Origin of the sequence: Chryseobacterium sp. Leaf201 (assembly GCF_001421435.1) — a bacterium.
In the GTDB taxonomy this organism is placed as follows: domain Bacteria; phylum Bacteroidota; class Bacteroidia; order Flavobacteriales; family Weeksellaceae; genus Chryseobacterium.
Window position 1 is genome coordinate 69,884 of record NZ_LMKA01000068.1, and the last position, 24,080, is coordinate 93,963.

Sequence of the window (24,080 nt, forward strand, 5' to 3'; positions counted from 1 at the left end):
ATGATTACAGGCAGAGGACTTATAGCTGAATCACTTAAAAGTATCGATTCAGAAAATTTTTTATTTTTTGCATCAGGTGTTTCAAATTCTCTTGAAACAAAAACATCCGAATTTGAAAGAGAACATACACTTTTGAAGAACAGCATGGCTGAGCATCCGGAAAAAAAAATAGTATACTTTTCTACACTCAGCATTCATGACCAGTCTAAAAAAGACAGCCTGTATGTTCTTCATAAACTTAAAATCGAACGTTTTATTCAGGATAATACTGATAATTACTTAATATTGAGAATAGGGAATATTGTTGGAAAAGGCGGCAATCCCAATACGCTTTTCAATTTTTTAAAATCAAAAATAGAATCAGGAAGTTCTTTTTCACTTCATAATAAAGCAAGGAGATTATTTATAGATATTGATGATATTTCCGGGTTTTTAAAGAAAAACGGACAGTTAAAAAAACAAATCGTCAACGTTGCTTTTCCGGATTATTATGATTTAAAAACAGTAGTAGAGGCTATCCAGCAAAAAACAGGTAAAAAAGCAGCCTATCAGGAAATTGAATTCGGAGATTTTTATCATGTTCCGTTCTGTGAAAATATAACCGATCATTTTAAAGGTATTGCTGCTGAAGATTATTTGCAGAATTTAATTAAAAAGTATATTTAATTTCAAATGCTTTCCATCATCATTTCCTCATATCAGCCCCATTATTACGATCAGCTTGTTAAAAATATTAATGAGACCATCGGTAATGATTTCATGTATGAAATTATACAGATCCAAAATCCCAATATAATGGGTATTACCAAGGCTTATAATGAGGGTGCCCGGAAAGCGGTGTATGATTATCTCCTGTTCTTACATGAAGATGTCCTGTTTAAGACCCAGGGCTGGGGAGTGAAGCTTATCAGTCATCTGGATCAACCTGATACCGGTGCGGTAGGAATTGCAGGATCTTCATATGTTCCGTCTGCTCCCTGCGGATGGTACATTAATAATTCTTCATACAATCATATTTACTGCATTCAGAACAGCAAAAAAAATACTCCTTCTCTGATTTCTACCTTTCAAAGCGGAGAAACAGAAAAAAGGGCTTTTGCATTGGATGGTGTCTTTATTGCCACCGGAAAGAAAAACTTCAGGGAAATCCTATTCAATGAAAATCTTACCGGATTTCATGGATATGATCTTGATTTCAGCCTGAGAATGGCAAAGAAATTTAAAAACTTTGTGATTGGTGATATCCTGATTGAACATTTTTCAGAAGGGAACCCTGATCAGAAATGGTTTGATAATATAACAGAAGTAAGAAAAAATATACTCCCGGATTTTAACCAGACGACTGACATGAATGTTGAAAAAAAAGCTTTTTTAGAGTTCATGAAAAAGTACTTTTCTTATCATCTCATCAGTACGAGGACGATTAGAGAGACTTTGCGGTTTTTCCCGAAAAGATTAAATTTCAGGGATAAAACAGAGATTCTTAAAAGTTATTTTTATTATATAAGGTATTCCAAATCATACAATAAAAAATTCACGAATGAATAAGCTGGCCATCATTGTCCCCTATTATAAAATTACCTTCTTCAAAGAAACACTGCAGTCACTGGAAAACCAGACTGACAGGAAGTTTTCTTTATACATCGGCAATGATGCAAGCCCTGATGACCCTGAAAACCTCATCGGAGAAATTCTGCAGGACACCCCTTTTCAATATTTTAATTATCCTGATAACCTGGGAGGTAAAAACCTTGCCCTGCAGTGGGAAAGAATTCTGGAGAACGTTAACGAAGAATGGTTTCACATTCTGGGTGACGATGACGTGATCAGCAAAAACTTTGTGGAACAGTTCTACAAACACATTGAAGATATTGGAAAAAATGGCTGCAATGTTGTTAAATATGCCCTTTCACGGATTGATGATGCAGGAAATATGATAGATGAAGGCCCTGAGTTTACAAAGCTGACTGATCCCATTGATAATTTTATGGGAAAATTTACGGAAGGAAAACTGAACAGCCTCAGCGAACACATTTTCCGGAAAACTAAGTTTGACCGGTATGGGTTTAAAAAGTTTCCTCTCGCATGGGCTACCGATGACCTGGCGATCCTGGAATTCAGTGAAGGGAAAGCTATTTATTATATTGATGAAGCAAAAGTGCTGGTAAGGGTAAGCGGGGAAAGCATCAGCGGGCAGCAGGAAAATATGCCCGAGAAGCTCTTTGCCATTTATCTTTTTGAGCAATATGTTATCCGGAAATTTTATACCCGGCTCCCAAAGCAGTACCTTCGGAAACTTATTAACCAGCAGATCAGCTACGCTTATAAAAACAAACAGAAATTAAAGATCAACCTGGCCAGATTGTATTTATATCTCAAGGATTATAAAAAGCTTCTGGAACTTCCTAAAACCTATTATTATTTAGCTGAAAAAAAGAAATGACCATTCTCTCAAAAATAAAAGCTTACGGCCATTACCTGCGGTACCTGTATCTGCTGAAAACCAGTCCACTGCTGAAAAAGCATCTGCAGGATCCGCTGACCATTCCTGTAATTATCATTAATTACAACCAGCTGCATGATCTGAAACAGCTGATAGGTTTCCTGATCAGCCGGCGTTTTAAAAACATTGTCATTTTAGACAACCATTCGGATTACCCACCTCTTCTTGAATATTATAAAACAATTAAAGATTCTGTAACCGTGGAGCTGCTGCCTGAGAATTACGGCCATATGGTTTTTTTTGAACGGAAAGAACTTCAGCATAAATACGGGAAGGGCTTTTTTATCCTTACCGACGCCGATGTTATCCCCAATCCGTCTTTACCGGAAGATTTTATGAATACCCTTCTGAAACTTATACATACCTATTTCAGAAATGTAACCAAAGTAGGTTTTGCCTTGGATCTTAAAACCATTCCTGATTTTTATCCGATGAAAGAAAAAGTAATCGATTGGGAAAAACAGTTCTGGGCTGCCGAAGTGGAAAAAGACCTGTATAAAGCGAACCTGGATACTACTTTTGCGTTGTATAAACCCGGATACCCAAAGCATTTCAATACACAGAACTTTCTTAAAGCATTACGGATTGCCGGTAATTTCACGGCCGTTCACGGAGGATGGTACATCAATCCTGAACAGTTTACGGAAGAAAACCTGCATTACATTAAATCCGTAGGGAAATCCAGCACATGGAAGCTTGATGAGCAGGGTAAACATGACAATAAAGGCCAGGCAAATTATAATTAACTTTATGCCCGTTTAAGTTCAGACAATGAAATCAGAGAAAACAATTTATAAAAGAAAAGGATGATTATAGGAAGCGGACTTATTGCAAAATCATTACAGCATCTGGATACTGAAAACACGGTATACTTTGCTTCCGGCGTTTCCAATTCCCTGGAAACAAGAAATTCAGAATTTGAAAGGGAATTATCGCTCCTTAGAACAGCTATCCAAAACAATAAAGGTTCCAGGCTGGTTTATTTTTCAACCCTGAGCGTTCATGACCAGTCTAAGCAAAACAGTCCGTATGTGCTTCATAAACTGCAGGCAGAAGACTTAATAAAAAATATTTCGGAAAATTACCTGATCCTGAGAATCGGGAATATTGTAGGCGCAGGAGGAAATCCTAACACTCTGTTTAACTTCCTGAAAAACAGAATCTCAGAAAAGACCCCTTTTATTCTGCATAAAAAAGCAAGAAGAATTCTTGTGGATATTGATGACATTTCCCGGTTTTTTGAATCGGAGTACAAACACCTGAACAACCGGACGGTTAATTTCTCTTATCCGTATTATTACAGCATGAATGAAATTATAGAAGCCATGGAAGAACAGCTGGACACGGCAGCCATCTATCAGGAAAACGAAGAAGGCGATTTCTATCCGGTGGAGTTTGATGACTCCGTGACTCAGTATTACTCAGAAGTGAATGCTGCTGATTATTTAAAACTGCTGATTAAAAAATACCTGTAAAAACATAAAATCAAGATGAGCTTTACCCATATTATCACTACCTCATTCAACGTTCCCTCTGTAAGCTGGAAACAGACCCGCGACGGCAAAAATACCCTCACCAACGAATGGTTTATGGACAGGATTGATATTTTCGACAAATACTGCCTGCCGTCATTTAAAAACCAGACCAATAAAAATTTCTGGTGGATCGTATTTTTTGATGTAAATACCCCGGAATTTTATAAAGAGCGGATTAAAGAAATTGAAAAAGAGTTCCCCAGGTTCAAACCTTACTTCGTAAATGACCTTGAAGAAAAAAAACTTAAATTTCCTGAAATTATCCCCGAATATACAGCAGGTTCATCCTATCTGATTACAACGGATGTAGATAATGACGATATGCTGCACAGGGAATATGTTGATACTATCCATCGTTTATTCCGTCCTATAAACAATCTTGTCATTGATCTTAGAAGAGGCCTGCAGCTTACCCGTACTTCAGGAAATGAAGCCTTCATTACAGAATATTATTCCGTGGCAAACCCTTTCGTAAGCCTGGTGGAAAGTGTGCAGGATTTTAAAACAGTCACCCATCATTTCCATCATCAGTACCGTGATTTTAAAGACATTGCTGTTTTTGATGAGAAACCGCTCTACATTCAATTCATCCATCAGAATAACCTTATGAATAAGACGTTTGACAATAAGAGGTTTTATAAAATTGATTTCAGTGACTACGGACTGAAGGACGAAGACCACTTTACAATATCTTTTTATAAAACCCTGATCTACAATATCAAAAGATATACAAATTTTTTAACCTCAAAAAGATCATGAATATCTCCGTAATTATCCCGGTGTATAATGCCGCTGATTATATAGAAAAGGCAGTTCAATCTGTTTTGCAGTTTATGGAGGTAAAGGAATTACTGCTGATTGACGATGGCTCGAAGGACGGCTCTAGAGAAATCTGCAGAGAAATTACAGCAGTAGATCCACGGATAAAATTCATACAGCATCCGGACAAAAAGAACCATGGCGTTTCCGCTACAAGAAACTTGGGGATTGATCTTGCTTCCCAGGAATTTATTGCCTTTCTGGATGCAGATGATTATTACCTTCCCAACCGGTTTGATGCAGAAAGGGAGTATTTCAAAGATCCTAAGATTGATGGAGTGTTCGGCGCTCTTGCTACAGAATTCATTACAGAAAAAGGCAAGGAAGAATATATGGAAAAATTTATGACGGACGGCCTTACAACAGTATATGAGAAAGCAGAAGGGAAAGATGTATTTTTAGGATTATCTGAAGTAAATAAAAATTTTGGGACTTTTTTTTCCATGATTGCCCTCACGATCAGAAAAAAAGTTCTTGATCAGAATAAGTTAAGGCTGAATGAAAAACTGAAAATTGGCGAGGATAAAGAGTTTATCATTAAACTGTCTTATTATGGATATCTGAAATCGGGGTTTATAGACCAACCGGTTGCTATCCGTACAGGGCATGAGCATAATACGATCACAAAAATTAAAAACAACTCGCAAAACTTTTTCCATCATCAGTATCTTCTCTATGAATCACTGTATTTCTGGGCGGTAAAACAAAAAGACATTCCGGAAATAACTAAAAACTTATTCAGGTACAAATACATGTTTTCGAAAATTGCCAGTAAAAGCGGTTTATCAAAATATACCAATTTCATAAAGTATGCGATTTTTAATCCCAGGCTTTTAAAAACAAGATACCGGTATTATGCATTGAAAAACAATCCGAAAATATAAATAAACAACGTAAAATAATGGCTGTTGAATTGAAAAGACAGTCAAAAAAACATGCTGAACTTCCGCTTAGATCTCTAAATTTTATTTTATAAATTTATACGTCCCTAAATAACCAGATCAGGAAGAAATAAGCAAATACAACATACAGCCAGTGATGAAAAATAAAATATTATGTGCGGAATAGCAGGAATTATAGCCGGTAACGCCCGGAATTACCAGGAAGCGTTGAAAAAAATGACCGATTCGCTGGCACACCGCGGTCCGGATGCTGCCCATGCCGAATATTATGAAAACGCAGCGTTAGGCCACAGGAGGCTCTCCATTATCGACCTTTCCGAAAACGGCAAACAGCCGATGTTTTCCGGTACCCGCAATGAATGCATTGTTCTGAACGGTGAAATTTACGGATACCAATCCATAAAAGCAGATTATTCTGACTACCCTTATCAGGGAAGTTCGGATACGGAAGTGATTCTGGCCATGTACCAGAGAAAACAGGAGAAGCTTATTCATGACCTTCCGGGAATGTTTGCCTTTGCGATCTGGAATGATGAAAAGCAGGAACTGTTCTGTGCCAGGGACCGCTTTGGGGAAAAGCCGTTCTTCTATGCTATCGGCAGCAATAATGAATTTATTTTTGCGTCTGAAATAAAATCGATTCTTGCCTCAGGGCTGATCCGCCCGAAAGTGAACCAGGAAGCACTTTCCCATTATCTGCAGTACGGATATGTAAGCACGTACCACAGCATCTATGAAAATATCCATACCCTTCCTCCCGCGCATCAGCTGATCTGGAAACACGGGAACTTTTCCGTATCCAGATATTACAGCCTGCCTCAGAAAGACCGGGTAGTCAGTCTATCTGATGCCAAAGAAGAATTTACTTACCTTCTTAAAAAAGCAGTCCAGAAGCAGATTGTCGCTGACGTAGAAGTAGGAAGCTTTCTGAGCGGCGGACTGGATTCTTCATCCATTGTGGCACTGGTAGCTGAATTTCTGCCGAACCAGACCACCATCAGCTTCGGGTATGATCATAAAGACAGCGAACTTAAATATGCCAAAGAAATAGCGGATAAGTACAAAACCAATCATATAGAAATTAATGAACAGAAAAAAGATCTGTCGGCCTCCCTGCTTCAGGTAACACCTTTTCTGGATGAGCCTTTTGCAGACCGCTCTTTCATTCCTCACTATGAGATCTGTAAAGCGGCCGGGGAAAACCTTACGGTTGTGCTTTCCGGTGATGCAGGCGATGAGCTCTTTGGCGGATATAATTTCTATCAGATTGAAAACCAGCTGAGAAACCATTTCAGCTATAAAAATATAATCGCTCAATTCGGGATGAAACTCTATCAGAAAATGAGAGAGACCTCATTCATCACCCAGAAAAATATCCAGCATAAAAACATCCTGGATTTCCATCAGAATTTTGTACGGAATACATTCAGCAAGGAGGAAAGAAGCAGATTGGGCATTTCTGAAAATTATCAGCAGCCTTACAGTTTTACGCCGGATCCGGATTCCCTGAATGATATCATGAGGATAGATCTGGAAAAATTTGTTCCTGGTAATATGATGGTAAAATCTGACAGAATGGCCATGGCTAATTCGCTGGAAGTAAGGACTCCTTTTCTGGATGTCGATTTTGCAGAATTCTGTATTCAGCTTCCTGAACAGCTGAAACTGGATAACAGCCATGATAAAATCATTCTCCGTGAATCCATGCAGTCATACTGGACAGAAACCATCAGAAACCGCAATAAACAGGGCTTCGGAATGAGTGTGGAAAGCTGGTTTGAAGAGGAAAACCTGATGAACTTATCCAACGATCTCCTTAAAGATAAAAACCAGAAAATCTTTAATTATATTGATTTTTCATCTGCACAGAAATTCCTCAATAAAGACCATAAACACTGGAACCTCCTGCAGCTGTCACTTTGGGCGCATAATAACCAAACTGTTTTATAATGCTGGAAATATCGGTTATCATTCCCGTCTATAATGCTGCGGAATTCCTTGAAAAAGCCGTACAGTCTGCCCTTCAGTTTGATGAGATAAGAGAAATCATTTTGGCTGAAGACGGATCAACAGATCAGTCACTGGAACTTTGTGAAAAACTGGCTTCCCAAAATCCGAAGATCAGGCTGTACCGCCATGCGGATAACGGCAATCACGGTGCAGGGGCTACGAGAAACTTAGGCATGGAAAAAGCTTCATCAGCATTTATTGCATTTCTGGATTCTGATGACCATTATTTGCCCAATCGGTTCGATACGGAAAAAGAACTGCTTAAAGATCCGGAAATTGACGGTATTTTTGGTGCCCTGGGCGTAGAATACCTGTCCGAAAAAGGAAAGCAGGAATACGAGGCCAAATTTAACAGCTCGCTGCTTACTACTGTGCAGTATGCTGCAGAAGGGAAAGAAGTTTTCAGAGGGCTGCTGGGTCTGACACCGAAAACGTTCGGCACCTTTTTTCATCTGAATACCCTTACAGTCCGTAAATCTGCCGTTGTTCAACATAACCTCCGCTTCAATCCTGACCTCCGGGTACATCAGGATTCTGATTTTATCATTAAGCTCGCCTATTTCTGCCATCTGAAATCAGGAATTATTGACAAAGCCGTGGCCATAAGGGGCGTCCATGACAACAACAGGATTACAAAGATTATCCGGTATTCAAAAAAATACAATGAACGCCAGTACCTGCTTTGGGATTCTCTGTATAAATGGTCTGAAAACTTATCTTTAAAGTCTGACGAAAAAGAAAAATTTTATTTGGAAAGAAAAGCTTTCGAACTTTCCCAGAAACAGGGTTTAAAAAAACTGATAGGATTAGCTTCAGCAGTAATGACAAACCCTAAAATATTAAAAACAAAGTACCGGTTTACTTTTAGCCATACTAATCAATCTTAAAAAAATGATGAACATTTCCGTAATAATTCCGGTCTATAATGCTGAAAAATTTGTTACCCAGGCTGTAGAATCTGCCTTACAGTTTGAGGAAGTAGGTGAAGTTATCCTGATTGAAGACCAGTCTCCGGATAATGCCCTGGAAGTCTGCCGGAACCTTGAAATGAAGCATGAAAGGGTAAAGCTGTTCCAGCATCCTGACAAAGGGAATCACGGAGCGGGCCCGACCAGGAATTTAGGACTGGACAAAGCAACCGGTGATTTTATCGCATTTCTTGATGCCGATGATTACTACCTGCCCAACCGTTTTGATGCAGAAAAAGAACTGTTTAAAAATCCTGAAATAGAAGGCGTATACGGTGCGTTAGGCGTTCATTACTATTCTGACAAGGCGAAAGAGCAGTATTACCATATCTTTGGCGACCGTCTTACAACCGTTTACAAAAAGCATGACCCAAAAGATGTTTTTCCGGGGCAGCTTAACCTGAGAGGTAGCTTCGGGCTTTTCAGCATTGACTGCCTGACCGTCAGAAGGGAAGCGATGGTAAAAAAACTGAATCCTTTTTTCAAAACCCATCTCAGGCTGCACCAGGATACGGAATTTCTGTTCAGGCTGTCCTATTATCTTAACTTGTATCCTGGCATTCTTGATCAGGCTGTGGCAGTAAGAGGCGTGCACGAGAGCAACAGAATTACAGCCGTAGATTCAAAAAAAGTAAATCCGGCTTCCAGCAGGGTTCTGTTATGGAGAGAGGTAAATACCTGGGCACAGAGCGAAAAAACCATTCCCGAAGATATAAAACTGCATATTCTGAGAATGCTCCGCAGCTATGAAATTGCCCTGGCCACTCCGGTAAAGAAATGGCAGATGATTGTAAAATATATGGTTACCGATTATCCGAGTATCAGATCAGGACTTTATAATATTAATTTCAGGAAATATTTACTTTAAAAGTTTTGATTTTAATTTATTAACCACAAGCTTTAATGTAGTCGAAAAACTGATTTTGGAGAAATCTATGGTCTGGTTATACAGCCGGATATAAAATTCGTGCTCGATAATAACAAAGGTATACTCATTTTTCCTGCGGGTAAGAGTCTCATACACCTCATCATAACCTGCAAATTCTCTCTGGAGCAGTGACATCAGCTTTTCCAGCTTTTTCATCTGTGCCGTACCGTTATCAGTCGTCCAGATTCCCGTTCCTACCCTGTAATCAGCCATATTAATGGGCAGATACTTTATTTTACCTTTCCTGGCTACCATCATCTGCAGCGGATAGTCAAAAAGAGGACTTTCCACATACCAATCCGGAAGATTCATATGCTCCGCTCTCATCATCACAGAGGGCGTATACATCATAGATCCTTTGGAAAGATCTGAAAGCGTGTACACAGCTTCTACATTTTCTTTGGGAGCCGGCCCTATTACTTTATCATCAAGAATTCTGTCTACCTGATGGAAACAGATGGAAAAATCCGGATTTTCTTCCAGAAACCGGGCCTGGATTTCCAGTTTTTTCGGGTCTGTCCAATAATCATCCCCTTCACAGAAAGCAATATATTTACCCTGGCATTGCGGAAAAGTATAGATATAATTAGGTAAAACGCCCATGTTTGCATGTGCCAATAGCCTGATCCGGTGTCCGTTCTCATGGTTTTTTATGATGTCTTCAATAATTTCCACAGTACCGTCTGTAGATCCGTCATCAGAAATCACCACCTCATATTCAAAAGAAGTTTCCTGCATCAGCAGGCTTTCTACAGTCTGTTTTATATAATCCTTCTGGTTATACGTAAGGGTACAAACACTAACTAAGGGCTTTGTCATTATAGCTTGGTTCTGTTAATAAATTAATTTCAATCAATGAAACATGGTATTTCAATACGCTAACTGCTTCACTGTTTATGTTTTTACATGGGGTCAAAAGTAAGGCTTTTTTCTGATTTTCACCTTCTTTAAATAATTCCGTAACGGTTTTTCCGCAGCCTCATAAAGGAATGCTGAGACCAGCAGCAGGCACGGAATATAGATCAAAAAGACCGTATCACTCTTATAAATTTCCAGGCTTTCCCATAATATCTTTCTTAAAATATACAGCACAGGAATATGTACAATGTACACGGCATAGCTGATTTCGCCTAAATATTCAAGCGGCTTCCAGGAGAATAACTTCGTCAGAGCGCCGTTGTTGCATGAAATCAGATAAATTACAGGAATGAATAAAACAGCCATTAAACCATTGTGAAAGTTTAAGGGAATAAAGATTAAAGCCAATAAAACGGCTGTAAACAATAAGATGATCATACCGTCATAATTCCTCGGTCTGAAATTTTTCATAAACAGGATTCCCGCGAGGTTCCCTACCAAAAATTCATTAAGGTGTAATAACGGAAAATAATGGATGAACTCATAACTGACGGTATGAGGCCCTTTATATGCTGAAGAAATGATATAAAGATTTGAAAAAATCTGTGTCCCCAGCCAGATCAGAATAATGATAACCCAGATATGCTTATTCCCTCTTATGTAAAGATAATTGTACAGGAAAGGAAAAAGAAGATAAAACAGAAATTCCACAGAAATTGACCATCCTGGAAAGTTCAGCACCATCACATCTCCCGGAACCCAGCTTTGAAGCCCGGACAGATACAGGAACACATTGTAAAAACTGAAACCTGAATATCTTGTAAATAGAAGCAGAAGCATCCCGGCAACATACAAAGGATAAATTCTTGCAAACCTGTTCTTATAAAAATTGGTATAGTCAATCTTTTCTTTTTTATGGTAGGCCACAATCATAATGAATCCGGAAAGGATAAAAAAATAACTCACGCCTACATTTGCCTTTAAGAAAATGTCGGAGAGGTAATTGATTTTATATAAAAATAAATCTTTTTTAAAATGGGAAACAACAATCGCCAATGCAGCGATGAACCGGGTAAAAGTGATCTGGGTGATTTTCACAGAAATAGACTGGTTTTTCTTAACGGCCCCGGATCAATACCCGCACACGACATACATACTTTGGTCACTGTGTTAAATTTAGTGCACAAAAATAAAGATTTTTCAATTATTTTCAGGATATAATTATCTTTGTGAAAATTTATTAACACAAATAAGATGAAATTTTCTGTTTTAATTGCCAATTATAATAATGGAAAGTTTTTTAAAGACTGCTATGAGTCCATTCTCGCACAGGAATATAAAAACTGGGAGGTTGTCATTATTGATGACTGTTCAACAGATAATTCTATTGAAATAATAAAAAGCATCATTCTTGATGATGAAAGGTTTAAACTGTATATAAACAGTTCCAATTACGGCGTTGGCGTAACCAAAGCTGAACTGATTGAAAAAGCATCCGGAAATATCTGCGGATATCTTGATCCTGATGACATCATAAAGCCCAACGCTCTTAAAAGTGCAGTAGAAATCATGGAAAAGAAAAAAGAGGTTGTCCTCACCTATTCCCGCTTGGCAAAATGTGATGAAAACCTGAATATCTTAAAAGAATTCAAAGCCGCAATGCAGGTTCCCAACGGACAGAAAACTTTTTTTAATTTCCCGATCCAGATTGCGCCTTTTGTCGCATTCCGGAGGGATATTTACCTGCAGGGAAAAAAAATAAATCCTGAACTGAAGATTGCCGAAGACCAGGATCTTTATTTTAAAATGTACGAGGTGGGAAAAGTGCACTTCATCAATCAGACCGATTATTTATACCGGGCGCACGCCGGAGGAATTTCCCAGAACGAAAACAAGCCCAAATCAAACAGCTATTATGCACGTTCGATCTGGGAAGCCATGCAAAGAAGAAATATTAAAAAAATCAATGGAAAGACAGTCCCGGAAAGCTATACGGATCCCAGAGAAATTTTTGATCTTTTAGAATACCAGAACCGGATCCCTTTCCGCATCAAAAAGAAAATCACCGTTATTTTACAAAATCTTTTCAGTTAATGCCAGACAACAAAAAAATAAAAGTTCTCTTCAGGCACCGTTCCATGGAAATGGGAGGTGTTGAAAAAGTAGTTTTAAGCATGCTTAACCATCTGGACCGCCAAAAGTTTGATCTTACGGTCTGCCTTAATATGAATCAGGGGGAACTCCGGAATGAAATCCCTTCCCATGTCCGAAAGGTGTATCTTACGGAAGGAAAAGAAGATTTATCCAAAAATGCCCTCATTAAAAAACTCCAGCTGGCTAAAAGAAGGCTGAAGCTTAAGCGGTCTGAAACAAATCCGAAAATTTCGGATAAAGTTCTTCAGGAAACTTATGATGTGGAAATTGCCCCTACCTACTCTGTTTTTGCACCGGTTTTAAACTCCGGCAACAGGAACTCAAAAAAAATAGGATGGTTCCACTCTGACATTACAGTTCCGAAATTCAAGCCCCTTATCCCTGCAGTTTTAAAGCAGATCCCTCAGTTCGATTACTTTATTTTCGGTTCCCAGCAGACCAAAGACATCCTGGTAGAAACGTATCCCGACCTGAAATTACCGGAAAACCAAGTGATTCTTAATGCGATCCCGATTGATGAAATAAGGCAGAAAGCACAGGCTTTTAAACCCAATTTCCCGGATAAACCGGTTTTTGCTTCCGTTGCCAGGTTACACACCCGGAAAGGATTCCATAAATTAATGGATGCACATGCGAGGCTTATAAAGGATGGCTTTGACCACCACATTGTGATTATCGGGGACGGGGAAGAAAGGGAAAATCTTAAAAAGCAGGCTGAAAAGCTGGGTGTTACCGGAAGTTTTGAGTTTTTAGGCTCTCTTATCAACCCTTATCCCTACGTAAAAAATGCCGATTTCTATATCCTTCCTTCGGAATCAGAAGGCTGGCCGCTGATTATCGCCGATACGCTTATCCTTCAGAAGCCTATTATTGCCACCAATGTGGGAGGCGTTCCTGAAATGATTATCCATAAAGAAAACGGATATCTGATCAACTATGAAACCAATGAAATGTATGAAGCGATGAAGCTGTTTCTTACCGACCGTCCGCTGGTTTCAAACATAGAAGAAAACCTGAAAGATATTGACAGGCAGTTCGACAATCAGAAGATTTTTGATGCTGTTGAAGAAATTATTATTAAACTATCAAAAAAATAAACATGATTCTACTATACCGGGCAATCCTTAAGATCCATACTATGTATCATTTTATGATACAGCAGATTTACCTTAAAATCTGTCTTTCCAAAGGCCTGAAAGTAGGCAGAAATGTCCGCTTTGTAGAAGTCCCGCAGTTCGGAACGGAATGTTTCCTGATTGAAATCGGTGATGAATCTACATTTTCAAACAATGTAAGATTTGTCAATCATGACGGCGGGCAGAACGCACTTCACTTTTTTGATGAATATAAAGATGTCCGGACTTTCGGAAGAATAAAGATCGGTAAGCAATGCCTGATCGGGGCTGACACCATCATTATGCTGGGCGTGGAAATGGGTGACAACTGTGTACTGGGAGCAGGCTCCATCCTGACAACTTCGATGCCGAGCGGAACGGTATACGCCGGAGTTCCGGCAAAATACATCTGTACGGTTAAAGAATACGGAGATAAACTACTGGCGAATAACGTAATGTATCCCCGGGAACTGGAGCAGGACAGGCCTAAACTTGAAGCGTACATCAAAGAACATCTTCCGCATACGTATAAACCGGTAAAGAAATAATGAATGGCTGAGAAAAAGAAAATCCTTATCCGCATCGGTTCTCTCCGCCATGGAGGCGCAGAGAAAGTTCTGGTCACGTTTTTAAAAAACCTTCCCGAAGAGCAGTATGAGATTGACCTGCTGCTTAACCTGTATTCCGGAAAATATTTACCTGAAGTCCCGAAATGGATTAATATCCTGTATCTGCATAAAGGCGAGATGATTACTACAAACCGCCCTCATGAAATCCCGAAAAAGGCAGCAAGGGTCCTGTACCAGGGAATGCTGAAAAAGTTCCCTAATATTCTGTACAAAGGAAAACTGAAGAATAAAAAATATGATCTGGAATTTGCAGCCATCCACGGAATGCGCGATGAAATTTTGGGATCTCCTTTAAAAAATTCTAAAAAAATAGTCTGGATCCACAATGATCTTTCGCAGGTAAAAGGCTATACGGAGCAGGAAATCAGGAAGTTTTTTGGTTTTGACAAGATTATGGTGATCTCTGAGAAAATTGAGCAGCTTTTTCACAGCCTGGCCAGAAATGAAAAAGAAAAACAGAAAATTGTAAAAATTTATAATCCTTTAGATACCGGAGAATTTATTTCAAAAGCAGATCAGCCGGTGCTTAATTATACTTTTGAAACTTCAGTTCCTACCTTCATATCCGTCGGGACCGTATTTCCGCAGAAGGGTTTTGACCGTTTGCTGAAAGTCCATAAAAGGCTTTTGGATGAAGGTTTTCAACATAAAGTATTAATCATAGGGGACGGTTATGACTTTGAAAATATTAAGAAACTGAAATCAGAGCTTGATGTTGATGAAACGGCCGTCATGTTAGGGTTTACCGATAATCCCTATCCTTATTTCAAGAATGCGGATTTCTATATTTTAAGCTCAAGGTATGAAGGTTTCCCAACCGTTTTATTTGAAGCCCTTACCCTGAAGAAAAGGATTATTTCTACCGAAGTTTCCGGCGCTGCAGAAATGCTGAATAACGGTGAACTCGGCTTACTGGTGGATAACTCTGAAGACGGTATTTATCAGGGCATGAAGGAAGCATTATCGCACCCTGAATCATTTGAAAAGTATATCTCTAAACTGAAAAATTATGAAATGCCTTTCAAGCTCGAAAATTCAGTCCGTAAGATTGCTTCAATTCTAGATAACTTATAACGATCAGCTTAAACTCATCTATTTTATATTACTGTATGCCAGATCAACATTCTATCCTTCAGAAAGATTTTTACCGGGAAAGCGGAAAATGGCTTTCCACCTTTAACATGTGGGCAAAATGCATCAATCCCAATCTCCATTTCATTTACATTCTGAGAAAAAGCAGGAAGCATCTTAAAACACCTGTATTAAATTTTTTCTGGAAACTTATTCTGAGGCATTACCAGATTAAGTACGGTTTCCAGATCTATCCTGAAACTGAAATCGGGGAAGGGTTCTATTTAGGGCATTGGGGCAGCCTGGTTATCAATCCGAAAGCAAAGATCGGCATGAACTGCAACATCGCCCAGGGCGTTACCATCGGGCAGCAGAACCGAGGAAAAAATGCAGGCTTCCCTGTCATCGGCAATGAAGTATGGATCGGGACAAATGCTGTTATCGTCGGAAGTATTACCGTTGGGAATAATGTACTGGTGGCCCCGAATTCCTATGTCAATTTTGATGTGCCGGATAATTCCGTAGTTGTAGGCAATCCTGCAAAAATTTATCCTAACGAGAACGCGACAGAGGGTTATATTAATAATAAAATCTGATAAATTTATTATTCTCATTCGACCTTAGCCTTTCTAAAATAAAGGGTAACTGTTAAAATTCAGATACTTTTTCTACTTTATTTATGGCATCAGGCTTACTCATAAAATGAGGAAACGATAATCTTACCTGCTTATCATAGATAACCACAGCTTATTTTTCAAAAATTTTTAATATTAAACTTTGTTAAAAATAATTGCTTTTTCCTTAAAAATTATATTTTTGTACTGTTATTGATTTAGTCTATTGAATTTAGAAATAATTTACACGAAATAAATAATTATAAACTTTAAATTTTAATTTATGTCACAATCGTACGAAGTTATTTTCGAAAACAACAGAAAATGGGTAGAGTCTAAAATCGGTGATAACCCAAGCTTCTTTGAAGAACTTGCCAAAACCCAGACCCCTGAGTATCTTTACATCGGATGTTCAGACAGCAGGGCTACGGCAGAAGAACTGATGGGAGCGAAACCCGGAGAAGTTTTTGTTCACAGGAACATTGCCAATGTGGTAAATGCTTTGGATATGAGCGCAACAGCAGTAATAGAATACGCTGTACAGCATCTGAAGGTTAAACACATTGTGGTGTGCGGACATTACAACTGCGGGGGTGTAAAAGCAGCGATGACACCTCAGGATCTTGGTATTTTAAATCCATGGCTGAGAAACATCCGCGACGTTTACAGGATTCACCAGACTGAACTGGACGCTATCGAAGATGAAGGTAAACGTTATGACAGGCTTGTAGAGCTTAATGTTCTTGAGCAGTGCATCAACGTGATTAAAATGGCCTGTGTGCAGGAAAGGTACATCCTTGAGGAATACCCTATTGTTCATGGCTGGGTTTTCGACCTTAGAACCGGTAAAATTATTGATCTTGAGATTGATTTCGAAAAAGTTTTGAAAGACATCCAGAAGATCTATAATCTTAGCGAAGACCAATGGGTAATGAGCAGAAAGAGAAACCAACCTCTTTAAATCTGAGTACATGAAATTCTGGAGTATAATTACATTACTGATTATCCTGAACTTTACAGCCTTGCCGAGCATTGCTGTAATGGCCGGCTGGGAAATCCCCAGGACCAATGTAATTGTCAATGAAGAAGAAACTCACGCTCACTATTCATTATTTTCTGTTTATGAAAAGACACTTCCAAAAACACTGAATGTCTATGACTATCTGAAGTTTTTTGAACCTTCCCTGGAAGGCAGTTCTTTTGTACTGATCGATGATTCCTTTCATCTTTCGCCCTTTTTATCCATATTTTCTCCGCCTCCGGAAGCTTAATTTTTATTTACACTTTTAATGATTATTGATCCCTGCCTGAACTTTTCGGCAGCGGAAACATCCGTATTTTAAAAATTAAATTTCATTTTTTACTGATGTATTGAATTTCAATAGGTCAGTTTATTCACAGCAGTTTTCACATCATGAAAAAAACATCATTAATCGGAGGAATTAAGGAGAATTTCCCTTCAGGACTCGTTGTATTTCTGGTAGCACTCCCACTTTGCCTTGGGATTGCTCTGGCATCAGGGGCGCCGCCTTTATCCGGAATTATTGCAGGCGTTATAGGAGGTATCGTTGTTGGGTCACTCAGCAACTCCAACATATCGGTTTCAGGGCCTGCAGCGGGCTTAACGGCGATTGTATTGACAGCCATTACAGATCTGGGTGCATTTGACATCTTTCTCTGCGCAGGAATTATAGCGGGAGCCCTGCAGCTGATCTTAGGTTTTATAAAAGCCGGAAGTATATCCAATTATTTTCCCAACAATGTTATTGAAGGCATGCTTGCCGCAATCGGGATTATTATTATCTTAAAACAGATCCCTCATGCACTGGGGTTTGATAAAGATTATGAAGGTCACGAATCTATTTTTGACAATGGGCTGAACTTCGGGTATTTTACGGAATTATCCGGGGCTATTCATCCGGGTGCCGTGGTTGTAACCCTGGTTTCCGTAGCTATCCTTATCGCGTGGGACCGAATTTATGTCTTGAGAAGGATGAAAATGCTTCCGGGAGCCTTAGTTGCGGTAGCAGCCGGAATTGCCCTGAACCAGATTTTCAGAATGACAGGAAGTTCGCTGGCCATACAGCCGCAACACCTTGTCTCTTTGCCGGTACCGAAGTCTCTGGACGATTTTAAAAATTTAATAACGCTGCCCAACATCAATGGGTTTACCAATCCTAAAGTATGGATCGCAGGAGCAACCATTGCCATTGTAGCGTCTATTGAAACCCTGCTCTGTATTGAAGCTTCCGACAGGCTGGATCAGCAGAGGAGAATAACGGATACCAACCTTGAGCTGAAAGCACAGGGAATCGGGAACCTGATCAGTTCTTTCATCGGCGGGCTTCCGATGACATCGGTGGTGGTAAGAAGTTCTGCCAATGCCAACGCAGGAGCAACTTCCAAGATGTCCGCAATCATCCACGGGGTTTTATTACTGATCTGCGTACTTTCCATTCCTGTAATCCTGAATTTAATCCCTTTGGCAACACTGGCAGCGGTGTTGATTTTAGTAGGGTACAAGCTGGCGAAACCGGCAACATTCAGGCACTTCTGGCATTTGGGTAAATTCCAGTTTATTCCGTTTGTAGCAACCGTAGCAGCCGTGGTGGCAACCGATTTGTTGAAAGGAGTCGGTATCGGTCTGGCAATTTCCGTTTTCTATATCCTTCAGGGAAATATGAAAAGAGCGTATTATTTAAGCCGTGAAAAGCTGAGTACCGCAGGCGGGATCGTCATCAAACTTGCAGAGGAAGTATCTTTCCTCAACAAAGCAGCCATTAAAAAAACCCTGAAAAACATCAAGCCCAACTCTACGGTAACAATTGATGCCCGGGGTACGTCCTATATCGCAACAGACGTTTTGGAAATGATCCAGGATTTCGCGAACATCAGGGCTAAAGAGGAAGATATCAATGTAGAGCTTTTAGGTTTTAAGACATCGTACAGGGACTATGAAACCGATGAAGATTCACACATCATCGTTACCCATACGAAAGCAATGTAGATAATATTATAAGAAGCATATTTTAGTTAGATAAGTTGATGGAAATTATCAAATAAAGTACATCAGAAGGCTGCCGACTTGGCGGCCTTTTTTAATTAAGACCGTTAAACTATTCAGCTCTTTTCGTTGATAATAAAGAACAGCGGATTAAATACAATTGATTTTACACCATAATCAGGATAAGGCATTTCAATCTTAATTACTTACCTTTGATTTTCAAATAATGTGACAGACAGCTCATGACTATAAAGACGAATACATTTCTGATCGGCATGCTCCTTTTTTTAAGCAGTTTTCTAAATGCCCAGAAGCCGGTAAAAGATACTTTGGCGTACCTTAAAAAATTTGAAACCAATAAAGAAAAATACATCGGGAAGCCCTTTTCTTTGCTGTTGAAAGACATGGCCCAACTGCAGCCGGCAAAAGCCAGATCTGACATCAAAGAAGACAGGGATAATCCGCTGCCAAGCACTGTATTCACCTTTTCCGGGAGAGATATTAATTCCGGAAACCAGCCTTCGATGGTGATCACGTGGAAACCCGATGACCGCCCCACAACACCTCTTGAGTTTTTTCAGGAAGAGCATAACTACCGTTTTACGGTAAGCGAAAAAAATTATTTTGAGAAAAAGATCATAAGGAATATGGTGGTCTCCAAATAGCAAAACCTCCCGGGCCGGAAGGTTTCTCTCTATTATTAAATTCCTGTCTGTTATTTGCCATTAAAGGCAGACATGGTATTGCTGATGCCTGCAAACACAAAAGACAGGCATGCTTTAGAAAACTTTTCAATTCTTTCCGCAAGCTTTTCCGTTTCCTCTGCATTCCAGGTTCCCAATACATAATCTACCTGTCTCCCTTCAGAAAATTCTGCAGAAATCCCGAAACGGAGTCGCGCATAATTCTGGGTATGAAGAACCTCATTGATGTTTTTCAGTCCGTTATGGCCGGCATCCGATCCTTTTCCCTTCAATCTTAAGGTCCCGAACGGCAGCGCTAAATCATCGGTGATGATCAGTACATTTTCCAACGGTATGTTTTCTTTCTGCATCCAGTATTTTACGGCATTTCCGGAAAGATTCATATAGGTATCGGGCTTTAAAACAAATACCCTTCTTCCTTTGTATTTCCCGTCGGCCATCCAGCCGAAATTAGTGGTATTAAAAGATACTTCCAGGGTTTCCGCTATTTTATCCGCTACTTTAAAACCTACATTGTGGCGTGTGTTTTCATATTCAGCCCCTTTGTTCCCGAGGCCAACAATCAAATATTTCATGAAGAAATTTTTTGCAAAATTAAAGCATTAAAAATAAAAAAGCTCAATCTTTGGAAAGATTGAGCCTTCAGTATATAAAAAGATTTCTTTTATAACGGTTTGTAGATGTAGTTGATGCTGTATCCGCGGATCATATATGTCTGGGGATCATAAGCATAATCTGTTGACCTTATCAGCGGATTTGGAATAGGAGTCGTAAGATCTGTTGCAGAGACTCTTTTCGGGCTGTTAGGTGACATAATCCAGAAGTTATTCATATCATGGAACTTGTTTTCTACAGATAAAAGCCTGGAGATTTTATAAGCGTTCGGCAATAATGTAAACGGACTGATCTGTGCATCATAATTCCCGTAATCATAACTCCACCTTTCGGTTACTGTACCGAATACGCTTCCGCTCATGGTACCGAATAATTTTGTTACTTTAGAAACATTATCTCCGGAATATTCATATTTCGTTTTTGAATAATCCGTAAACGAAGTTCCGGGTGCATCCGGACCGTTTTTCATGATAATAGAATCCAATTTTCCTGTAGCCGCAGAATATTTTAAATTATAAAGCGCTTTGGATTTTTTGTAAAGTATCTGAGGACCGGGTGTAGTAGCAGGAGGGGTTATTGTCCTCTTGTAAAATGAGCGGTTTTCTGAAATAATTTCCAGTCTTCCCGTACTTCCATACGTAAACTGCTGGGTATATGATATACTGTCTTTATCAATTTCTCCATTACCATCCAGATCAAGAAAGCCTCTGAAATCAACTCTGCTGATTTTATCACCGCTCCATGCGATGTTGGCCGCAGAATCAGCACTGTCCATCACTACTCTGGACAATTGCAATCCGTTATAATAATAAGTGGCCAGGGTATCTGAATCTGTGATTTCTCTGTATAAAGCTCTCGGACCGTTAAGCCCTGTGTTCGTATTGATGTCAAGCAGCGGGTTCCCGTCTTCATCCATCAGGTCTTTACAAGAATGGACCGTAGCAACACCTACAAACAGTAAAATAAAATAAAAAAGTCGTTTCATTCCGATAGGGATTATTTATTTTTCCACAAATATAATTTTTTTTTGAATAAAAACCATGTATTTATTCGTTTTCAGACAAAACCATTAAAGGATGGTAATTATTATAACGCTTTATATATGTATTTAATTGTCTGGCTCTGGTCAGAAGTTGGATAATTCTGAGAATCATACAAATATCCTTTCGGAACTGAGATCGGAGGCCCCACAGGATTCTGTATGGTTATTTTCCCGTAGTTGTTTGAAGAGATCATACTGTAATTGGTCTGTAATATCATACCGGTTACAATACAGTACTCTTTCGGTAAAGTAGTGTAAGGATTTATTTTAGCATCATAATCTCCGTAAGCGTAGGACATGGTGGAAGCTGTAGAAGGATCAGGGTTGGCCCCGTCCATCAGCATAGCAGTATAGTCTACCTTGGCAACATTATTTGCGGAGAATGTAAATTTGGTTTCCATATAATGGGTGTAGGATGTGCTTCCGCCCATTTTTCTCTTTTCAACAATTCTGTACAGTTGTCCGTTGGCATCATAGAAAACCGTAAAATCGCCGTGGTTGGTTATCCCGAGTACAGATTGGTCCATGGTGAAAGAAGACAGCTTCCCGCTGGTGTAAGAAAGGGTATATAAATTATCATAGATATGCGGATTTGCATTATCAAGATACTTAATTTTTGAAATTTTATTCCCCGTATAGGTTACCGTTGCCGTAATGGTATTATCAGAACCTGCGTCCCGGATAAAAGCCTGGGAGAGGATTCCCGCATTGGTAATATACTCTTCCAGATCTTTATTTCCGCTGTTCAGTTTGCTTAAGATTCTCGGGCCTGTAATAACAGGCGTATTTGTTGAGTTGTTTTTATCCTGGTTCGGCGGATCCTCCGTTGTATTGTCACATGAAACCACAAAAGCAAGTGCCAGTGCTGTTAATGATGAAAGAAAGTACTTTTTTATCATAGTATCAATTTAATGCCGTCAAATATAAATTATTTTGATTAATCTTCCTTTGAATTTTCAATTAAATGGCAGAAAGAATAAAAAAAACCCAAAAACTTTCGCTTTCAGATTTGTAATTTCTATAAAATGGTTTAAAAATCAGTAGGGCTGTAAAACCGAAGTAGTAAGTACCGACTGAGACATGTCTGCATCAAGAAAAACCGTATTCACAGGTATTCCCACACCCAGAGTCCCTGAATTCAGATTTCTCTTTGTACAGGCAACCTTCACCGTGTAATTATTTTTAGGGGTTAAATCGGTAAGCGTGGCATTAAGGTTAAAGATTTTATAAGCTCCGTCCGTTCCGATTAAAACATCCGTCCTTACGGCTTTCAGTTGGTCATCTACAAAAATCCCGCAGGCAAAACCGGTAGAAGAATTTGTATTCGCCGTTTTCTGTGCCGTGGTCTGAAAAGAAAAAACCACTTTATTGGTGGTCTTGGTTACCGAAAAAGTATCCTGTGTCCCGGGAAGTACCGTCCAGGTGCTGTTAATAACAGAATTTTCCATATAGGGCGCCGTTGATCCGTTGATCCCATTGAACACGGCTCCCGTCTGATCAGACACGGTATTCATAAAAAATAAAGACATGCTTCCCTGGCCGTCTGCAATCCTGATGCTTTTCCAGTCGTTCACCGGAAGGTCGGCATTGTTGTGAAAGATCGTCCCCGCAGTTCCGGCAGACCCTTTTACCGTATTTGTCCCTCCTGTCCTTATTTCTTTTCTTGAATTAAAATCTCCTTTGATGTCCAGGGTTCCCACCGGGTTGGCTGTATTTATACCCACCTGCGCATAGGAACAGATGGAAAGTACGGAACCTATGATAAAATATATTTTTCTCATGATTAATTTAAAATGGAATTAAATACCTGCGGCACTTCGTAGACATCTACTTTAAGTGAAGACTGGGTAATAAAGCTATCTATATTGTTAGAAACATTAATGCCTATTCCCAGCGTAGCCGTCGAGTTATAAGATTTCAGTCTTGAGCATGCGACACTCACCGTATGGGTTCCGGCAGAAAGATTTTCGGCCATCCCGATCTGGTTGTGTGTGATAAATGTATTGCTGGAGCTGCTCGCCCTGAGATTCCGCTGTCTTAAATTAACCAGCTTATCATCCACAAAGATCCCGCACGCATAGTCTATGGAAATATCCGGAGCTCCATTGGCCGGGAAATCTGCCTGAACTACCGTTTCAAACTGGAAATAGGTTTTGCTCTGTCCGCTGTGTACCAGAATCGGTTGGGACAAAGATGCTATTTTTTTAAAACCGCTGAGCGTACTGAAATTAGCATTCTTTACAAATGAGGTAGACCTTGTAGATCCGGTGGCCGACTCTTCCGAGCTGGTAAACTTAACGCCGGTACGGTCTGAAAAGGAGTTGTTGAAGATCAGATAGAATTTATTGGCTTCATATTCCGGGATGCGGAGCGTTTTCCAGATCGGCGGAAATCCTGCGCCCTGTGAAACCAGCACCTGATCATGGGTACCTTCGTATAATTTGTTATCCGTAACATTCAGCACAGATAATTTTCCTCTGAGATTGGTATCTCCATTAACGTCTAAGGTTGATTTCGGAGATGTTGTCTGTATACCTATCTGCGCGTTAAGAGATAGGCACGCAGCAAGAAACAACGGTGATAATATTTTCTTCATGTAAGTAAATAAC

Annotated in this window: 26 protein-coding genes; 19 read left to right on the forward strand and 7 right to left on the reverse strand. The window is 39.5% G+C overall.

Features of this window, described 5'->3' with window-relative positions; translation table 11 throughout:
* The 10 genes from ASE55_RS09255 to ASE55_RS09300 all read left to right on the forward strand — a co-directional run bounded on the left by ASE55_RS09255 (position 1) and on the right by ASE55_RS09300 (position 9,605).
* Entirely contained in the window at positions 1-666 is a 666-nt protein-coding gene (locus tag ASE55_RS09255; RefSeq protein ID WP_056218268.1) for an NAD(P)-dependent oxidoreductase, read from the forward strand.
* Positions 667-672: 6 nt separating this feature from the next.
* Positions 673-1,548, forward strand: coding sequence for a glycosyltransferase (locus ASE55_RS09260; protein ID WP_056218271.1), 876 nt, complete (start codon positions 673-675; stop codon positions 1,546-1,548).
* Entirely contained in the window at positions 1,541-2,443 is a 903-nt protein-coding gene (locus ASE55_RS09265) for a glycosyltransferase family 2 protein (protein ID WP_056218274.1), read from the forward strand. Before ASE55_RS09260 ends, ASE55_RS09265 begins: the two co-directional genes overlap by 8 nt.
* On the forward strand, positions 2,440-3,249 hold the full coding sequence (locus tag ASE55_RS09270; RefSeq protein WP_056218277.1) for a hypothetical protein: 810 nt from the start codon (positions 2,440-2,442) through the stop codon (positions 3,247-3,249). The genes ASE55_RS09265 and ASE55_RS09270 overlap by 4 nt, the downstream gene beginning before the upstream one ends.
* A gap of 60 nt (positions 3,250-3,309) precedes the next feature.
* Entirely contained in the window at positions 3,310-3,978 is a 669-nt protein-coding gene (locus ASE55_RS09275; RefSeq protein ID WP_056218279.1) for an NAD-dependent epimerase/dehydratase family protein, read from the forward strand.
* Positions 3,979-3,993: 15 nt separating this feature from the next.
* Positions 3,994-4,797, forward strand: coding sequence for a glycosyltransferase (locus ASE55_RS09280; protein WP_056218282.1), 804 nt, complete (start codon positions 3,994-3,996; stop codon positions 4,795-4,797).
* On the forward strand, positions 4,794-5,741 hold the full coding sequence (locus ASE55_RS09285) for a glycosyltransferase family 2 protein (RefSeq protein ID WP_238585027.1): 948 nt from the start codon (positions 4,794-4,796) through the stop codon (positions 5,739-5,741). Before ASE55_RS09280 ends, ASE55_RS09285 begins: the two co-directional genes overlap by 4 nt.
* A gap of 171 nt (positions 5,742-5,912) precedes the next feature.
* On the forward strand, positions 5,913-7,709 hold the full coding sequence (gene asnB / locus ASE55_RS09290) for an asparagine synthase (glutamine-hydrolyzing) (protein WP_056218291.1): 1,797 nt from the start codon (positions 5,913-5,915) through the stop codon (positions 7,707-7,709).
* On the forward strand, positions 7,709-8,656 hold the full coding sequence (locus ASE55_RS09295) for a glycosyltransferase family 2 protein (protein WP_056218294.1): 948 nt from the start codon (positions 7,709-7,711) through the stop codon (positions 8,654-8,656). The genes asnB and ASE55_RS09295 overlap by 1 nt, the downstream gene beginning before the upstream one ends.
* A gap of 4 nt (positions 8,657-8,660) precedes the next feature.
* On the forward strand, positions 8,661-9,605 hold the full coding sequence (locus ASE55_RS09300) for a glycosyltransferase family 2 protein (RefSeq protein WP_238585028.1): 945 nt from the start codon (positions 8,661-8,663) through the stop codon (positions 9,603-9,605).
* On the opposite strand, the gene ASE55_RS09305 is transcribed toward ASE55_RS09300, so the two are convergent.
* On the reverse strand, positions 9,597-10,484 hold the full coding sequence (locus ASE55_RS09305; protein ID WP_056218297.1) for a glycosyltransferase family 2 protein: 888 nt from the start codon (positions 10,482-10,484) through the stop codon (positions 9,597-9,599). The two genes, ASE55_RS09300 and ASE55_RS09305, sit on opposite strands and share 9 nt — an antisense overlap.
* A gap of 93 nt (positions 10,485-10,577) precedes the next feature.
* Complete coding sequence (locus ASE55_RS19890) at positions 10,578-11,621, reverse strand: acyltransferase family protein (protein WP_157844642.1); 1,044 nt, start codon at positions 11,619-11,621, stop codon at positions 10,578-10,580.
* Between the two features lie 156 nt (positions 11,622-11,777).
* Between ASE55_RS19890 and ASE55_RS09315 the strand changes: the two genes are divergently transcribed.
* The 9 genes from ASE55_RS09315 (at position 11,778) to ASE55_RS09355 (ending at position 19,775) form a co-directional block, all read left to right on the forward strand.
* Positions 11,778-12,617, forward strand: coding sequence for a glycosyltransferase family 2 protein (locus ASE55_RS09315; RefSeq protein ID WP_056218300.1), 840 nt, complete (start codon positions 11,778-11,780; stop codon positions 12,615-12,617).
* The gene (locus ASE55_RS09320; protein ID WP_056218305.1) at positions 12,617-13,774 is read left to right on the forward strand and encodes a glycosyltransferase; all 1,158 of its coding nucleotides are present in this window, start codon (positions 12,617-12,619) and stop codon (positions 13,772-13,774) included. The genes ASE55_RS09315 and ASE55_RS09320 overlap by 1 nt, the downstream gene beginning before the upstream one ends.
* Before the next feature lie 2 nt (positions 13,775-13,776).
* A complete protein-coding gene (locus ASE55_RS09325; RefSeq protein WP_056218308.1) occupies positions 13,777-14,340 on the forward strand; it encodes an acyltransferase in 564 nt (187 codons plus the stop codon).
* A 3-nt stretch (positions 14,341-14,343) separates the two neighbouring features.
* Positions 14,344-15,495 (forward strand): glycosyltransferase, encoded by a 1,152-nt coding sequence (locus tag ASE55_RS09330; protein WP_056218310.1) that lies wholly within the window; start codon positions 14,344-14,346, stop codon positions 15,493-15,495.
* 35 nt (positions 15,496-15,530) lie between these two features.
* Entirely contained in the window at positions 15,531-16,088 is a 558-nt protein-coding gene (locus ASE55_RS09335; RefSeq protein ID WP_056218312.1) for a serine acetyltransferase, read from the forward strand.
* A gap of 301 nt (positions 16,089-16,389) precedes the next feature.
* Positions 16,390-17,067 (forward strand): carbonic anhydrase, encoded by a 678-nt coding sequence (locus tag ASE55_RS09340; RefSeq protein ID WP_056218314.1) that lies wholly within the window; start codon positions 16,390-16,392, stop codon positions 17,065-17,067.
* Between the two features lie 10 nt (positions 17,068-17,077).
* Positions 17,078-17,377, forward strand: a complete 300-nt coding sequence (locus ASE55_RS09345; RefSeq protein WP_056218317.1) for a hypothetical protein — start codon at positions 17,078-17,080, stop codon at positions 17,375-17,377.
* A gap of 143 nt (positions 17,378-17,520) precedes the next feature.
* On the forward strand, positions 17,521-19,113 hold the full coding sequence (locus tag ASE55_RS09350) for a SulP family inorganic anion transporter (RefSeq protein ID WP_056218319.1): 1,593 nt from the start codon (positions 17,521-17,523) through the stop codon (positions 19,111-19,113).
* Positions 19,114-19,352: 239 nt separating this feature from the next.
* The gene (locus tag ASE55_RS09355; RefSeq protein WP_056218321.1) at positions 19,353-19,775 is read left to right on the forward strand and encodes a hypothetical protein; all 423 of its coding nucleotides are present in this window, start codon (positions 19,353-19,355) and stop codon (positions 19,773-19,775) included.
* Positions 19,776-19,825: 50 nt separating this feature from the next.
* Here ASE55_RS09355 and pth read toward each other — a convergent pair whose 3' ends face one another.
* The 5 genes from pth to ASE55_RS09380 all read right to left on the reverse strand — a co-directional run bounded on the left by pth (position 19,826) and on the right by ASE55_RS09380 (position 24,067).
* Positions 19,826-20,389 carry an aminoacyl-tRNA hydrolase gene (gene pth / locus ASE55_RS09360; protein ID WP_056218323.1) on the reverse strand — a complete coding sequence of 188 codons (564 nt, stop codon included), beginning with the start codon at positions 20,387-20,389 and terminating at the stop codon, positions 19,826-19,828.
* Positions 20,390-20,478: 89 nt separating this feature from the next.
* The gene (locus ASE55_RS09365; RefSeq protein WP_056218326.1) at positions 20,479-21,414 is read right to left on the reverse strand and encodes a hypothetical protein; all 936 of its coding nucleotides are present in this window, start codon (positions 21,412-21,414) and stop codon (positions 20,479-20,481) included.
* Between the two features lie 101 nt (positions 21,415-21,515).
* Entirely contained in the window at positions 21,516-22,370 is an 855-nt protein-coding gene (locus tag ASE55_RS09370) for a hypothetical protein (protein WP_056218329.1), read from the reverse strand.
* Positions 22,371-22,508: 138 nt separating this feature from the next.
* The gene (locus ASE55_RS09375) at positions 22,509-23,252 is read right to left on the reverse strand and encodes a hypothetical protein (protein ID WP_056218331.1); all 744 of its coding nucleotides are present in this window, start codon (positions 23,250-23,252) and stop codon (positions 22,509-22,511) included.
* Positions 23,253-23,254: 2 nt separating this feature from the next.
* Positions 23,255-24,067 carry a hypothetical protein gene (locus tag ASE55_RS09380; protein ID WP_056218334.1) on the reverse strand — a complete coding sequence of 271 codons (813 nt, stop codon included), beginning with the start codon at positions 24,065-24,067 and terminating at the stop codon, positions 23,255-23,257.
* Positions 24,068-24,080 lie beyond the last annotated feature (13 nt).